The organism is Bartonella sp. MR168JLCBS, assembly GCF_042194175.1.
In genome coordinates this window covers 244624-260826 of record NZ_JBHIMP010000002.1, presented here as the reverse complement: position 1 = coordinate 260826, position 16203 = coordinate 244624, and the positions used below count along the sequence as shown (strand labels likewise).

At 38.7% G+C, this 16203-nt stretch carries 16 protein-coding genes; 4 read left to right on the top strand and 12 right to left on the bottom strand.

The window, feature by feature from the left end; all coding sequences use genetic code 11:
* Positions 1–750: an SDR family NAD(P)-dependent oxidoreductase gene (locus ACFIK8_RS03075; RefSeq protein ID WP_375636583.1), complete on the top strand. Its 750-nt coding sequence runs from the start codon at positions 1–3 to the stop codon at positions 748–750.
* 70 nt (positions 751–820) lie between these two features.
* Here the strand turns inward: ACFIK8_RS03075 and pssA are convergent, their stop codons facing one another.
* The 5 genes from pssA to cysS all read right to left on the bottom strand — a co-directional run bounded on the left by pssA (position 821) and on the right by cysS (position 6710).
* Positions 821–1660: a CDP-diacylglycerol--serine O-phosphatidyltransferase gene (gene pssA, locus ACFIK8_RS03070; protein WP_375636563.1), complete on the bottom strand. Its 840-nt coding sequence runs from the start codon at positions 1658–1660 to the stop codon at positions 821–823.
* Between the two features lie 8 nt (positions 1661–1668).
* Positions 1669–2367: a phosphatidylserine decarboxylase gene (locus tag ACFIK8_RS03065; protein ID WP_375636564.1), complete on the bottom strand. Its 699-nt coding sequence runs from the start codon at positions 2365–2367 to the stop codon at positions 1669–1671.
* A 117-nt stretch (positions 2368–2484) separates the two neighbouring features.
* Positions 2485–4368, bottom strand: a complete 1884-nt coding sequence (locus ACFIK8_RS03060; RefSeq protein WP_012754947.1) for an ABC transporter ATP-binding protein/permease — start codon at positions 4366–4368, stop codon at positions 2485–2487.
* Between the two features lie 116 nt (positions 4369–4484).
* Positions 4485–5156, bottom strand: coding sequence for a DUF421 domain-containing protein (locus ACFIK8_RS03055; protein WP_375636566.1), 672 nt, complete (start codon positions 5154–5156; stop codon positions 4485–4487).
* Between the two features lie 45 nt (positions 5157–5201).
* Positions 5202–6710, bottom strand: coding sequence for a cysteine--tRNA ligase (gene cysS / locus ACFIK8_RS03050; protein ID WP_375636568.1), 1509 nt, complete (start codon positions 6708–6710; stop codon positions 5202–5204).
* 498 nt (positions 6711–7208) lie between these two features.
* On the opposite strand from cysS, the gene ACFIK8_RS03045 reads away from it, so the two are divergent.
* On the top strand, positions 7209–7577 hold the full coding sequence (locus ACFIK8_RS03045; RefSeq protein ID WP_208439587.1) for a TIGR02301 family protein: 369 nt from the start codon (positions 7209–7211) through the stop codon (positions 7575–7577).
* A gap of 412 nt (positions 7578–7989) precedes the next feature.
* Here the strand turns inward: ACFIK8_RS03045 and ACFIK8_RS03040 are convergent, their stop codons facing one another.
* Positions 7990–9318, bottom strand: coding sequence for a dihydroorotase (locus ACFIK8_RS03040; protein ID WP_375636570.1), 1329 nt, complete (start codon positions 9316–9318; stop codon positions 7990–7992).
* A 64-nt stretch (positions 9319–9382) separates the two neighbouring features.
* On the opposite strand from ACFIK8_RS03040, the gene ACFIK8_RS03035 reads away from it, so the two are divergent.
* Together ACFIK8_RS03035 and ACFIK8_RS03030 are read left to right on the top strand one after the other, a co-directional pair.
* Positions 9383–10255: a YgfZ/GcvT domain-containing protein gene (locus tag ACFIK8_RS03035; protein WP_375644919.1), complete on the top strand. Its 873-nt coding sequence runs from the start codon at positions 9383–9385 to the stop codon at positions 10253–10255.
* Positions 10248–10865, top strand: coding sequence for a YfbR-like 5'-deoxynucleotidase (locus ACFIK8_RS03030; protein WP_375636574.1), 618 nt, complete (start codon positions 10248–10250; stop codon positions 10863–10865). The genes ACFIK8_RS03035 and ACFIK8_RS03030 overlap by 8 nt, the downstream gene beginning before the upstream one ends.
* A 445-nt stretch (positions 10866–11310) precedes the next feature.
* On the opposite strand, the gene panB is transcribed toward ACFIK8_RS03030, so the two are convergent.
* The 6 genes from panB to lepB are packed head-to-tail and all read right to left on the bottom strand — an operon-like array spanning position 11311 to position 16177.
* A complete protein-coding gene (gene panB / locus ACFIK8_RS03025; protein ID WP_375668957.1) occupies positions 11311–12126 on the bottom strand; it encodes a 3-methyl-2-oxobutanoate hydroxymethyltransferase in 816 nt (271 codons plus the stop codon).
* Positions 12123–12983: a pantoate--beta-alanine ligase gene (gene panC, locus ACFIK8_RS03020; RefSeq protein ID WP_273788435.1), complete on the bottom strand. Its 861-nt coding sequence runs from the start codon at positions 12981–12983 to the stop codon at positions 12123–12125. The genes panB and panC overlap by 4 nt, the downstream gene beginning before the upstream one ends.
* A gap of 23 nt (positions 12984–13006) precedes the next feature.
* Positions 13007–13753 (bottom strand): DNA repair protein RecO, encoded by a 747-nt coding sequence (recO, locus tag ACFIK8_RS03015; protein ID WP_012754938.1) that lies wholly within the window; start codon positions 13751–13753, stop codon positions 13007–13009.
* A 25-nt stretch (positions 13754–13778) separates the two neighbouring features.
* Positions 13779–14684, bottom strand: coding sequence for a GTPase Era (gene era / locus ACFIK8_RS03010; RefSeq protein ID WP_012754937.1), 906 nt, complete (start codon positions 14682–14684; stop codon positions 13779–13781).
* Positions 14677–15384: a ribonuclease III gene (rnc, locus tag ACFIK8_RS03005; protein ID WP_375644889.1), complete on the bottom strand. Its 708-nt coding sequence runs from the start codon at positions 15382–15384 to the stop codon at positions 14677–14679. Before rnc ends, era begins: the two co-directional genes overlap by 8 nt.
* On the bottom strand, positions 15365–16177 hold the full coding sequence (gene lepB / locus ACFIK8_RS03000) for a signal peptidase I (protein WP_375635832.1): 813 nt from the start codon (positions 16175–16177) through the stop codon (positions 15365–15367). Before lepB ends, rnc begins: the two co-directional genes overlap by 20 nt.
* Between the last annotated feature and the right edge of the window lie 26 nt (positions 16178–16203).

The window sequence follows — 16203 nt, the reverse complement described above, 5'->3', positions numbered from 1 at the left end:
ATGACAAAATGTGACTTTAGTCTCCATGGGCGTGTTGCACTTGTTACTGGCGCATCAAGAGGAATTGGCTATTATTTGGCACTCGAGCTTGCTGCACGCGGCGCTCATATTATTGCTCTTGCACGAACAGTCAGTGGACTTACTGAATTAGATAATCAAATCCGAGAAAAAGGGGCTCATGCAACCCTTGTTCCCCTTGACTTGCATCATATGGAAAACATCGATACTCTTGCTATCTCAATTGCCAAACGCTGGAAAAAACTTGATATTATCGTTGCAAACGCAGGAATCCTTGGAACACTCTCACCAATAGCGCATATAGAAAACACGGTATTTGAAGATGTTTTTCAAATAAATCTTTTCAGCCAATGGCGCTTAATGAAAGCTGTTGAGCCTTTATTACGTGAATCTGATGCTGGACGAGCCATTCTGTTATCCTCAAGCGTTGCGCATGCTGCGCGCCCTTTCTGGGGAGCTTATGCAGCCTCTAAAGCGGCTTTAGAGATGATTGCCCGCTGTTGGGCAGAAGAACTCAAACAAACCCCTATTAAGATTAATTGTGTCAACCCTGGTGCCACACGCACTGCCATGCGCGCTGAAGCTATGCCCGGTGAAGATCCACAAACTCTCCCTTCACCACAAGAGGTTGCAAAAAAGATAGTACATTTGCTATCACCTGATTTAAAGGAAACTGGAAAACTCTTTAATGTTCATAAAAATCGGTTTGTAGATTATCATGTACCTGATTGATCATCATCGGAGAAGTAAATCGTTTAACTCTCTCTTTTTCCTGTGCTTCTCAACAGAAGAATAAAACACTTTATGATTCTTGGATAGATTTAGCATCAGCCTTTTTCTCTTCTAAAGTAGCACGTTTATTATAAGCGATAAAACTACAGGGGAGAAAAATCATATAGCTAACAGCTGTAATCAATAAAGTTTTCCATGTGTAAGTCGCAAGAAAACCGACATAAATAACAATGACCAACATGCACGGTATAACGATATCGCGCCTTAAATTTTGATCAATTGTTTTTGCATTCCATACTGGTAAACGACTAATCAAAAGAAAAGCAATAATTACAGTATAAAGACTAAAAAATAATGCCCACCCCCAATTGGGGACCAAACCAAGAGCGCCTAAATAGGTAGGCAATAAAAGGAGTAATGCTCCTGCTGGTGCTGGAACACCAACAAAATAACTTTTCTGCCACTTAGGTATATTGGTGTTATCCAACATCACATTAAAACGTGCTAACCGCAAACAACAAGCAACACAATAAACAAGGGCTGCAACCCAACCAATGTGATTTGCTTGATTCAAGATAAAAGAATAAACAATAAGTGCAGGGGTAACACCAAAATTTATAACATCAGCAAGAGAATCCATCTGTGCCCCAAAAGATGAACTACCATCTATTAAACGGGCAATGCGACCATCAGCACCATCTAAAACTGCGGCCAAAAGCACCATTAAAATAGCAGCTTCATAGCGATGTTCAAAAGCCAAACGAATGCTGCTCATCCCTGCACAAATTGCTAAAATAGTAATGATATTGGGAATGACATACCGCATTGATGTAGGTGAACGCCGCCGACTTGCAACATCATCATGCTGCCCCTCAGGATTGAATGAAGAAAATGGCGAAAAATTTTTCATTGTGAGTCCTAATCGTATCTGAAGTCCGTTGTGGCACTCTTATCATCAAAAGAACCCAAAACTGTTTCTCCAGCAATTGCGGTCTGTCCAACTGCAACACGCAATTTCATTTCAGTTGGTATATAAATATCAAGGCGAGAACCAAAACGAATCAATCCAAATCGCTCACCAGTCATAACGGCATCGTTTTCTTTTGACCAACAAACAATCCGGCGTGCAACCATTCCCGCTATTTGTACGATACCGATTTTACCATGTTTGCTATCAATTACCACACCATTACGCTCATTAAACTGGCTAGCTTTATCAAACTCAGCATTGGTAAATCGACCTGGATGATAAACGATAGACTCTACTGTACCACTGATAGGAATACGATTAATATGGCATGAAAAAACATCCATAAAAATGGAAATACGGATCATTTCATCTTTCCCTAATCCTAATTCTTCAGGTGGAACACATGATTCCACAAATGAAATACGCCCATCTGCAGGCGACATAACCCAATTTGAATTTAAAGGGATCACACGATCTGGATTACGAAAAAAGTATATACACCACACCGTGAGAACGAGACCAAACCAAAACAACGGACTCCATATCCAACCAAGAATGAGCGAAATAACAAAAAACGCTACAATAAAAGGATACCCCTCTTTATGAACCGGTACAAAGCTATTATGGAAAGATTGCAGAATACTCATATAATTTCCTATTCATCGTAAACTCAAACAAGCAACAAATCTTTTTGTTCCTCTTGTGTCTTTTTATGTATTTAATCAATCACTCCATATAAAGATATAGATTACATTTTGCCCTATTTATTTTTTACGATTAACAACACTCGTCTCATCTTCTTCACGTATTTTACGTAATTTTTCTTCAGCTTTCGATGCTTCAAGCTGCTTATTCCACATTGAAGCATATAAACCTTTCTTGCGTAAAAGCTCTGTATGCGCCCCATTTTCAATAATACGACCACTTTTAAGAACCAAAATTTCATCAGCATTGATGACAGTAGAAAGACGGTGAGCAATAATCAGTGTTGTACGTCCACGGCTTACAATATCCAATGCTTGTTGAATTTCCTGTTCAGTCGCCGTATCAAGAGCCGATGTTGCTTCATCTAAAATAAGAAGTGGGGGGGCTTTTAAAAGTGTCCGTGCAATAGCCACACGTTGTTTTTCACCACCTGATAATTTGAGACCTCGCTCTCCTACCATAGACTGAAAACCTTCCGGTAAAATTTCAATAAATTTTGATATTTGTGCCATTTCAGCAGCTTTGCGCATTTCTTCATCTGTAGCACTTGGACGCCCATAGCAAATATTATAGGCAATTGTATCATTAAATAACACTGTATCTTGTGGGACCATGCCAATCGCTTCACGCAAACTCTTTTGTGTTACGTCACGAATATCCTGCCCGTCAATTGTGATAGAACCCGCGTCAACATCATAAAACCGAAAAAGCAACCGAGAAATAGTTGATTTACCTGCACCAGATGGACCGACAATGGCGACTGTTTTTCCTCCAGGAACTTCAAAATCAATATCTCTGAGAATCTGACGTGTCGAATCATAGGAAAACTTTACCTGATGAAAACGAATGGTCCCATCCCTTATCTCTAACGGTTTAGCATCCGATTTATCAACGATCTCCTTCTGAACATCTAAAAGATCAAACATTGCTTCAATATCCGTCAAACCTTGTCGAATATCACGATAAATTGAACCAATAAAATTCAGTGGAATGGAAAGTTGCATTAAAAGTGCATTAATAAAAACAAAATCACCCAAAGTTTGTGTTTTATAAAAAACTTCATAAGCTGACATCAGCATCATGATCGTCATTCCAATACCAAAGATAAGAGCCTGACCAAAATTAAGCCAGCTTAACGATGTCCAAATCTTTGTTGCGGCTTTTTCATAACCTACCATAGAAGCATCAAATCGATCGGCTTCTAGAGTTTCATTGCCAAAATATTTCACCGTTTCAAAATTCAAAAGAGAATCAACTGCACGCGTATTGGCCTCAGTATCTGCTGTATTCATTTGTTGCCGAATACGAATGCGCCAATCACTCGCCTTAATGGTAAACAAGATATATAATCCAACCGTTGCAACAACGATGAGAAGATAATGCCACCCATAACTTATGTAAAATACAAGTGCCGTTAATATAAACTCTAGAACTGTCGGTACTGTGTTCAGAATTGAAAATCTTACGATCGCTTCAATTCCTTTTGTACCACGCTCAATCACACGAGAAAGCCCACCAGTTCGGCGTTCCAAATGAAATCGCAAGGATAACTCATGCATATGTACAAAGGTTTTATAAGCCAATTGACGAACAGCATATTGACCAACAGTGGCAAAAAGAGAATCGCGTAATTGATTTAATCCAGCCTGCATAATACGTGCGACATTATATGCCAAAACGAGCATGATGGGAATAATCAAACTGGATGGGAACCATTCAGGTAGCTGAAAGCTTGAATCAAGCACATTCGTAGAATATTTAAAGAAATACGGTACAGATATGAGAACGAGCTTAGCCAAAACAAGATAAAATATTGCCCATAGCACACGTATTTTTAGATCACGTCGCCCTACTGGCCACATATAGGGCCATAAATTGTAAAGTGTGTGCAGAGTTCTGCCTGTATCTGATGATACAGTCTTTGTCATTTCATTGCGTTTCATAAAGTCCTTACTTCTCTATCATCCACACGAAAAAGGCAAAATACCCCCCTGTGGTTGTTTATAGATTTATCTCTTCATTACGCTTCCAATAAGCTATACCCACTCGTTATGTAAAGTTAGACTGTTTTTGAAAAAGGAACAAGAAATAATCCACTATACAATTTATTATTTTTATCTGTATTTTCATACCACTCTGCTGCAAATAAATTTTCAACTTTTACATGGTTTTTTTTCAATTCTGCCTGAAGCCACTTTTTTGTTTTACCAATCTCTTTAAGTCCATCATCAATAACTTCACCATTTTCTATTAAAATCGTCGATTTCTTCCCTTCTTCCTTTTTAATGACAGTGAAATCACCATTGGTTTCCAAACGAACAAAAGCGGCTTCATGTAAGTGACACCCTTTAAGACGTAACATCGTAATGAGATCATTAACATTGATCCCTAAGTTCTTAATCTTATCTATTTGGAAAACCCCATCTAAAACTAATGTAACATTCCGCCCTGCAATAAGACGACGAAAAAAAACTGAATAGCGTGCAAAAAAATTAAAAGATGTAATCAAGGTTTGCCAGATGAGTAAAACAAGCAATAATTGAATGCTACTAATACTCTGATTATAAATAACGCCTCCAATAATACCTCCCATAACAAAATTACTGACCAAATCAACTGGTGTCATCTGACTAAGGCTCCCCCGCCCCGTCGTTCTTAAAATAAATAAGAAGGCAACAAGACCTACAGCCAGCTTAAGCGCGATATACCCATAATGATATAAAAATTCCATCAAATTTTCCTCCCTTTATTTATGTAAGCTGCTGGAATAGGAAAATTAAAATCGTTTTATTTCCCACACAGTTATGCGCTCACCACTCTGCGGATCCTTACTGTCTTTTAAAAGAACCCCCTCCGCTGCAAGCTCATCACGAATTGTATCCGCTGCTTCCCACTCTTTATTATGGATAAGTCGTAGTCTTTCAGCAATACGTTGATCAATAAATTTTGAATCAAGAAAAGTTTTTTTTATAAATAATGGGCAGTCTATTTCTTTAATCCATTCTTGTCGTAACAGTCCTAATAAATTCATCCCATTAGCAAGAGCCAGCGCATTCCCTTCTTTATAAAACTTTCGCAAAAGAGTCAGTGCTTTTGGAGTATTAAGATCATCACTGAGTGCATCTATCAAAGTATCATTAATTGCTTCATTGTTTTCCATCTCACTTTTTTTGCTGCGAAGCAATTCATACCAACGATATAGTTCGCCACTCGATTGTATTAAACGCTGCGCTGTCCAATTTAATGGTTCACGATAATGCGTTTGCAACATCGAAAAACGCGCAGACAAACCAGCCCAATTTTTCTTCATTTCATCGATTAAAATACCATTAAACTCCAAAAAATTATTCTCTAAAACAGAACGAATAGTTATGAAATTGCCAAAGCTTTTCGACATTTTTTTGCCTTCAACTTGTAAAAAACCATTATGCATCCAAAAATTTGCCATTCGCTCCGTCCCAAAAGCTGAACAACTTTGTGCAATCTCGTTTTCATGATGAGGAAAAATTAAATCAACTCCACCACCATGGATATCAAAAACATTCGCGGTTGGATCATCACAAGTTAAACCACCGCCATAGGGCGCTAATAACTTTGCCATTGACATCGCAGAACATTCAATATGCCAACCTGGACGACCTAAAACAGGAATTCCGGCCGGCGATTCCCAACCTGGCTCCCCTTCCACAGAAGGTTTCCATAAAACAAAATCCATCTCTTCCCTTTTATAAGCAGCAACATCAATACGCGCCCCCGCCCTCATTTCATCTAAAGAACGATTTGCAAATGCCCCATAGTGGGGAGGATTTTTTATGCTACTTACAGAAAATAATATATGATTTTCCGCTTTATAAGCGTGCCCCTTTTCAAGCAATCTTTCAATTAAAGAGCGCATTTCCTCTAAATGCTCGGTTGCGCGCGGCTGACTGGTTGGTAATAGACAACCAAGTGCTATTGTATCTTGTTGAAACTGGCAATATGTACGTTCTGTTAATTGACGAATGGCGTCATTCAATGACAAGTTTGGATATTCAAAAGCTGCTCGTGCATTAATTTTATCATCAACATCTGTAATATTACGCGCATATAGAACATGCTCATTGCCATAAACATGACGCAATAAACGAAATAAAATATCAAAAACAATGACAGGGCGTGCATTTCCTACATGCGCATAATCATAAACTGTCGGTCCACAAACATAAAGACGTACTCTTGTCGGATCTATTGGTGTAAAATTTTCTTTTTTACGTGTCAGCGTATTATAAAATCGCAACTCTTTCATTATTGACTCCATAGACGATATTATGCACCGCTCCTTTTAGATGCATCTTATCTCAAATTATCGTATTACGCGGTTTAGGCTAAAAACTTTTTTCTTATAGTAAATTCTTCTTACCATTTTCCCATTGTATTCACGGCTGTATCCATCATTTATCATAAAAACAATCTATTTTATTTGATTGAACAAAAGCATTCTATCATTAGAGATGCTTTCCCTTCTTAAAGAAAACGAGCTTAGAAAAAATTCTATAGGCAACACAATATAAACCTATGTGAAAAATAGATAGCTTTCAGGAAGCAAATCTTAAATTTTTAACCACACAAAGCTTCGTCAGTATTTTCAATATTCCACAATGGGTTCCTTACTGCCTCTTACGCCCTATATTTTATAATCAATAATTGAGAATAATGTAGCAATTAACTCTATTTTTTTACACAGTTCTCATGACAAAATTATTTTATCTGTACAGAGTTTTATTCAAAGAAAGCAATAAAAATAATGCGTAATAGATTGATGAACATCATTATTTTAATATTTCTTGTCATTTCAATGCCAACCTTTGCGCAACAATCTCCACCTTATGAAAAAAAATTACTCCGACTAGCAGAAATTTTGGGATCATTGCATTCTCTCCAAAATCTTTGCGAGCCTCCAACAAACCAATGGTATGATTATATGAATGCACTAATTGAAGCAGAACACCCCATTCCACAAAGACGTGCTTATTTTTATGAAGCGTTTAATGAAGCGTATCGTGCTTTCTCAGAAAATTATCACCATTGTACCCAAGCAGCCATTGAAGCCAATCAAAGATACATCGAGGAAGGAAGAATTTTATCTGAAAACCTCCTCATGCATTATAAATAATTAATCTATGCAAAAAGTATCTTTCTCCATTTTAGCGATATCAATGATATTCCTCTCACAAATGCGGGGAGCAATAAACCAGCTCTGAAAATAGAGAAACTTTTAAAGAATAATGTCTCGATACGCTTTTATTCGTATGAGCGCCTTTTTCCCCATACAAAATCGTTCTTTGGCTTCCTCCCCACACCTCAAAGGATGAAGATTGTTAACTAAATTTGCTCTGTAAATAATCTAGGTTCTTGTTGAACAAGATTCCTCTTGGCTTCCCACTCATGTAATTTGCTTCATAGTTTCTACAAATAAGCCTAAGAATATTCACCACGCATAAAAAACACTTATGTGCCAAAGAGGCTGACATACCCTATATCATCACTCTAAAAGATGATATTTTACGGCATACTTTTTAATCTGTTTACACCAAAGTTTCCATAAATTTAACAGGCTCTCCTTGTGAAGGTGTGACAATTTCACCTTCCCACATAACGCGCATACCACGGATAATAGTCCCAACAGGCCAACCTTTAACTTTTTGACCATCATAAGGTGTCCAACCGGCACGCGAACCAATTAAGCCATTCGTAATAATTTCTTCTCTCTTAAGATCAACAATGGTTAAATCAGCATCGTACCCAACAGCAATGCGCCCTTTACAGCTTATACCAAAAATACGACTAGGGCCATGTGAAGTGAGATCAACAAAACGTTCAAGAGATATTTTTCCTTCATTCACATGTGTCAACATAATTGCTGCTGTTGTTTGCACCCCTGTCATTCCTGAAGGTGAAGAGGGATAAGGTTGAAGTTTTTCTTCAAGAGTATGAGGCGCATGATCTGAGCCTAAGACATCAATAATTCCTTGTTGAACACCGTACCAAAGAGCTTCACGGTGGCGCGACTCACGAATAGGCGGATTCATCTGAATTAATGTACCAAACTTCTTATAATCATCAGCCGTGAGAGTCAAATGATGTTGTGTCACTTCAATTGTTGCAACATCCTTATGTTTTTTTAGAAAATCAATTTCTTCTTCTGTCGAAAGATGTAACACATGAATCCGTGCTTTCGTCTCATGGGCAATTTTTACCAAACGCTGCGTACATTTTAATGCCGCAACTTCATCACGCCAAATCGGATGTGACGATGCATCCCCTTCAATACGCAATATTTTACGCTCTTTGAGCCTCGCCTCATCTTCAGAATGAAAAGCTGCACGACGGCGTGTATTCTTCAAAATAAGGCGTACACTTTCATCATCATCAACCAAAAGATCACCGGTAGAGGCCCCCATAAAGACTTTAATTCCAGCCGCACCGGGAAGTCTTTCTAACTCAGAGAGTTCATGGGCATTTTCACGCGTTCCTCCAACCCAAAATGCAAAATCACAATGCATTCGATGAAATCCGCGTTTAACCTTATCGTTTAATGTTTCTTCTGATGTTGTCAACGGATTGGTATTAGGCATTTCAAAAACTGCCGTAACACCCCCTAACACAGCAGAATACGAGCCACTTTCCAAATCCTCCTTATATTCATTTCCTGGCTCACGAAAATGCACTTGGCTATCAATAATTCCTGGTAAAATATGAAGCCCCGTACAATCAATGACCTCACTAGCCGATGCACATGTAAGGTTGCCTATTTCAGCAATACGACCATTTGTAATACCAATATCACGCTTGCTTCTTCCATCATGATTCACAAGTGTTGCACCTTTAAAAATTGTATCAAATGTTTTAAACATAGCCACGCTCCTTACATATTGCTCACTTATCGATTATGTAACTTTGAGCAGAAAGGCAAGAACCATGATTGAAAAACAAAATGCCATTTGCTTAAAAAACCGCGGGCTTATTCAAATTACAGGCGAAGAAGCAACAGATTTTCTACAATCCTTGATCACGACAGATGTAAAAAAAATCAGTCCACAGGAACTTTTCCCTGGAGCCCTTTTATCCCCACAAGGAAAGATTCTTGCTGATTTTCTTATCGGAAAAAAAGAAAATGGTTACCTGATTGATATCAGAATGCCTTTAGCTGATACGCTTCACCAACGTCTGTTGCTCTATAAGCTGCGTAAAAAAGTAGAAATTACACAACCATTACAAGAGCTTGTTACGGTTTCTTTGAATAATGAATCAGATACTTTAAATTTTGATTCAAGTTTTGTTGATAAACGCTTCCCACAACAAGAAAAAATAATACGAATCTATGGCAAAAAACCTTTTTTGACTTCAGAGTATCATGATACATGGAATCAATTGCGTATCCGTTATGCAATTGCGGAAAGTGGTCAAGACTATGAAGTTGGCAAAGTCTTTCCTCATGATATTAATTACGATCAAATCAATGGACTCTCATTCAATAAAGGATGTTATATTGGACAAGAAATTGTTTCACGAATGCACCACCGCCGTGCAGCACGTCGCCGTATTTTTATTGTAAAAGGCCAGTGTGAATTAACCCCTCAATCTAGCATTGAAGCAGGAACAAAAGTGCTTGGCTACTTGGGAACGTGTGTAGAAAATGAGGCTCTCGCTTTAATGCGTATTGATCACGTCAAAGATTCTATGGACCATAACATCCCCTTTACTGTAAAAAACATTCCTGTCACTATAAACATTGCTGAAAATATGAATTTTACCTTTCCTGAAAATACTATAGAAAATATGCATGGCTAAAGCTGAATTATTAAAAAATGGAGAAGCACGCGCTTGGCAAAGAATGCTCTCTGGACGCAGACTTGATCTTCTCAACCCTTCTCCTTTTGATGTTGAAATTGAGGATATTGCCCATGGACTTTCTCGCGTGGCACGTTGGAACGGTCAAACACGAGGGGAGCATGCCTATTCTGTTGCACAACATTCACTTTTGGTTGAACAAATATTTCAAAAACTTTTTCCACAATCGGGAAGCAACGAATGTCTTTATGCTCTTCTTCATGATGCTCCAGAATATGTCATCGGCGATATGATTTCCCCCTTTAAAGCTGTCATAGGAACACAATATGAACGCATTGAAAAGGGCATCCAAGATGCTATCCACATGCGCTTTTCTCTTCCCGTTGATCTTTCTCAAAAACTTTTAAAAAAAATCAAACAAGCCGACCGTATCGCTGCATATTATGAAGCGATTACGCTTGCTGGATTTAGTACAGAAGAAGCCCTTCGCTATTTTGGCTCTCCCAATAATATTTTACCCGATGATCTTAATTTATACCCCTATTCTACCCAACAAATTGAAAACGCATTTTTAACTCGCTTCAATGCCTTGGATGCCCAAAGATTATAGACTCTTCGCATTGTTGATTCCCTATCATTAAAGACTCATCACACTGATTTATAATAATAATTCATTATTTTTTCATGTTGAATGAGAGCCCCTAATATCGTGAGATTCACTCATTTCAAATCTGTTTATATTGAATCAATCAAAATCATTCTCTTGCACGTCATAAGTGGGACCGGCATATGGGTAAAAACTTTTAAAGAAAGAATTTAAAATGTCTCTTATGAAGCGTAAAGATGCTAGTGCTCTGTAAATTGTACACTTCATAGGAGCTTTACCGTTATACCATTCACAGACGCCGTCGCGAAATAGGAGTTGAGTTCCTTAAGAAAGCTTTCTTTAAAAAAAAAGCACAGCTCAAATTGCATACAAAATATATGAAATAATGCACTTTCATTATCAAAACAACAAATGTTCCCTTGTCAAACTTTTCATCTTAAACTGAAGTTTATTTTAGTTTATAAACTTCATTATCCGCTGGGAAAGCACGAGATGTGACATCCTTTGCATAATTCTTTATTGCAGTTTCCATGGCTTGTTCAAGGTCTCCATAACGGCGTACAAATTTTGGCACATGAGCACCATAGCCCAACATATCTTCCATAACCAATACTTGTCCATCGCACTGATTGGATGCACCAATACCGATCGTAGGGATAGAAAGCTTTTCTGTCAGTTTTACTGCTAAAGGTTCGACAATCCCTTCTAAAACAATAGCAAAAGCACCGGCCTCCTCAATTGCAGCCCCATCGGCTTCAATTCTTTGCCAATCACTCTGTTTTCGTCCTTGTGTTTTGAAACCACCAAAACGATTCACCGCCTGGGGTGTAAGACCGATGTGCCCCATCACTGGAATGCCACGTTTACACAAAAAATCAATTGTTTCCGCTATATAAACACCACCTTCAAGCTTAACTGCACCACACCCCGTTTGAGCAAGAATACGCGATGCATTTAAAAAAGCTTGCTCTGGACTTTCCTCATAAGAGCCAAAAGGCATATCAATAACCACAAGAGCTTTTTGAGATCCACGCACCACGGCTTGTCCGTGTAAAATCATCATATCTAAATTAACAGGAAGCGTTGTCTCAAATCCATACACAACCATACCAACGCTATCACCAACCAAAAGGATATCGCAATATGGATCAGCAATCCGCGCAGTATAAGCTTGATAAGCTGTTAAAGAAACAATTGGCTGTTGTCCCTTTCTTGTACGTATTTCGGAAGATGTTATACGCTTTACGGTTTTATGTACACTCATTTTCCGCCCTTCTCTTGCAATATATATTGATCAATCAGCCTTACCTCTCCAAAGCGAACAGTAAGAAGTAAAACTGCTGGTTTATTCAATGTTCCTTTAATCACGCATAAAGTTTCCATATCCCGTAAATCTATTGCTTCAATGATTGCACGCGTTTCTTGTTGTAAAATATCACGAACAGTTTTGCATAATTTATCAACCGACCGTTCACCTTCATGGTAAAGCTTTTCAGCTGCTTTCCCACTTTCAGGAATAATTTTGGCAGCTTTACGATCTTCTAATGTTAAAAACTGATTGCGTGAAGAACAAGCGACACCATCTGACTCCCGTAGAATAGGAACTCCAACAATTTCAATAGGAAAAGCCAAATCTTCAACCATACGCCGAATAATTAAAATTTGTTGAAAATCCTTTTCCCCAAAAAAAGCCTTATCTGGTTGGACAATGTTAAAAAGTTTAGCAACAACGCTTGTCACACCACAAAAGTGCCCTGGACGTAATTTTCCCATCAAAATACGTGATAATTTTTTCACTTGCACAATTGTATCATTTCCCAGTGGCCACATTTCATCTACAGAAGGGGCAAAAACACATTCAACACCTGCTTCTTCTAACAAAGCACAATCGCCCTTCAAATCTCTTGGATATTGAGCAAAATCTTCATGAGGTCCAAATTGCTTTGGATTGACAAAAATAGAAACCAATACGCGATCACACATTGCTCTTGCATACTGTACTAATGCAAGATGACCATCATGCAATGCCCCCATTGTTGGAACAAAACCAATCGAAAAACCTAAACGTCGTTCCTCTGAAGTATATTGTCGGACTTCAGCAATTGTCTTTAAAACTTTCATTTTCCCATTCAATTATCATCAGATTAATAAATTAATGCTTGTATACCAAATTGGCGCTCAAACAATTGTATCAAATTCATGCGCACTGACGGCTGCTTTATATCTCGTGGCTCCCAGACATGACGCATAAGAAAAAAACCCGTCAGTATAAAACCATTTATTATGTCACTAGAATCAGTAGGACGAGTCGTTCTTTGCACAAGAAACTGTGGTAGAATGAGAAGCTTTTTTTTCCAAGGTTCCCCTGCTTCTTCACAGACAGCCCGTCCAGATTTTGGTGATACGTAATGAAGCCTTTCCTGACGACCTGTTGCAGCACAACAAGATAAATCAAGACCAAAACCAAGTTCTTCAAGAAGCCGCATTTCAAAACGTACAAGCAATTCTGCATTTACAAATGGTTCATCAAAATTCTGCATAAAAAGGTGTAAAATATCATATAAAACGGGGTGCGGATCACGTTCGGGAAGAAGCCGCAAATGAAAAGCTATCAATTGCAAAGCATAAAGTGCTTCTGGTAGACAGATTAATCGTGCCGCATGTAGATCAAGAGCTTCAAGCCGAAAAAGTCCCAAATGTTCTTCTAAACGAGCCCACCATTCAGCCTCCACAAAATTTCCAGGTTGAAGAAGAGCTGCCATACGACGTGATCGCCCCCCTTTTACCACTCCCATATAACGACCATGTTCACGTGTCATAACCTCAAGAATAACACTTGTTTCACCATATTGGCGTGTACCAAGAATAACAGCTTGTTCTTTCCACTTCATTTTACTTTAATTATTTTAAAAAATCTTATTTTAAAAAATCCAATCCCATTTCGCGATAACGTTCTGGATCGGTATCCCAATTATCGCGCACTTTCACAAAGAGAAAAAGATGAACCTTTTGATCCATAATTTCCATGAGTTCTTTACGTGCTGCTTGACCAATCGCTTTAATTGTATCGCCTTTTGCTCCTAAGACAATTTTTTTCTGACTCTCACGCTCGACATAAATAACTTGATTAATTTTAACGGAACCATCTGAACGCTCTTCCCAGTTTTCTGTTTCAACCGTTGAGGAATAAGGAAGTTCATCATGAAGACGAAGAAAAAGTTTTTCACGCGTAATTTCAGCAGCAAGATGACGCATGGGCATATCGGAAATTTGATCTTCCGGATAATACCATGGTCCCTCCTGCATCATATTACTCAACGCATGAAGTAAATCCTTGCAACCAGAACCGTTTAGAGCAGAAATCATAAATGTTTGCGCAAACTTTACACGTTCATTTATTTTAGTGGTTAACGCTAGAAGAGATGATTTAACAACTGTATCAACCTTATTAAGAACAAGAACTTTTTCTTGTTTCATGTTGTTTACAATATCTAACATCATATCAACTTCATCCGAAAGACCACTTTGAGCGTCAATTAAAACGAGCAGAACATCCGCGCTCTTAGCCCCTCCCCAAGCAGCAGAGACCATGGCACGTTCTAAGCGCTTATGGGGACGAAAAACACCCGGTGTATCGACCAACACAATTTGCACATCATCATGAATGACAATACCGCGGATTAAAGTTCGTGTTGTTTGTACCTTATGCGTTACAATCGAAACCTTTGTTCCAACCAATTGATTAACCAATGTCGATTTACCGGCATTAGGCATCCCAATAAGTACAACAAACCCAGAACGCGTTTTCATAACGTCACTCATGATCATTTTTTCCCACTGTTTTCCATACACCCTCTCGTCGCAAAATTTTTTCAGCTGCCATTCTTTCGGCATATCTTTTGGAACTTCCCTGCCCAATCTCTGAAGCAAACCCAGAAATACTTACCTCTACCATAAAAACAGGATCGTGATCTGGACCTGAACGTTTTATAACCTGATAATGTGGTTGTGCATTGCCTTGGATATGCGCCCATTCCTGTAATTCGGTCTTGGCATCACGCCGACCAGCATCCATTTTCTTTGCCCGACCGTGCCAATATTTTTGAATAAAAGGGCGAACGCTTTCCAATCCTCCATCGAGATATATCACGGCAATCAAAGCTTCCACGACATCTGCATGCATATTGATGAGTCGACGCCCCTCGAAATTTTTCATCTCAAAACCAACACGGATCATATCAGGCAGCCTCATTTCACGCGCAATATCAGCACATGTCTGCGCATTAACCAGATGATTCAAACGGACTGATAATTCACCTTCACTTGCCTGAGGAAAAAGTTGATACAGCATTTCTGCAATCAAAAGCCCTAAAACCCGATCCCCTAGAAACTCTAGTCGTTCATAATTCCCCTGTTCCGAATCTTGTACACTCGAGTGTGTTAATGCCTTCTTTAACCTCTCTTCATCTTTAAAACGATGCCCCGTCAGCTTGAAAAGCTGATCAATCATTAGACGTTTCATCGTTGTTTCCTTGCTTGATAAGCGGCAAATCATGAACCGTATTTATGAAAGAAAACAAACGCTTCCAACGCACATCAAATGGCCAGCGCCAAACCTGCCAAGCACTTGAACCGTTACTGATAGAAAAGAAAATCACGCTCGCGCGACCAATAAGATTTTCTTCTGGAACATAGCCTACATCTAAACGACTATCATCTGAATTGTCGCGGTTATCTCCCATCATAAAGTAATGTCCTTGAGGAACTTCAAAAACTTTTGTATCATCAACTTTCGGGATGAAAGCTAAATCAAGTGTATCATAACTAACACCGTTAGGCATTGTCTCGCGATAAACCTCAACAGGATAGTTAACCTCTGTTATATCAGAATTATCAATCTCCCCCATAAAGTGACGTGAAACAGCCTCATCATTAATATAAAGAACACTTTGACGGACTTGTATACGATCACCTGGTAGCCCAACAACGCGTTTTATATAATCAATCTTCGGATTACTTGGTAAGCGAAAAACGACTACATCTCCACGTTGAGGTTGAGATGCCCAAATCCGTCCAGAAAAAAGAGGAGGAGAAAAGGGGATGGAAAAACGAGAATACCCATATGCATACTTAGAAACAAACAGATAATCTCCCACCAACAAAGTAGGACGCATTGAACCGGACGGAATACTAAAAGGCTGGAAAAAAAGTGTCCGAATAACCGCTGCTAAAAGCAGAGCCTGTACTAAAACAGAAATAAATTCACGAACCCCGCCTTTTTTTTCTTTTTTATGCACTTTATCTTTTTGGATCATCACCAACTGCCTTCTCATCACAGATA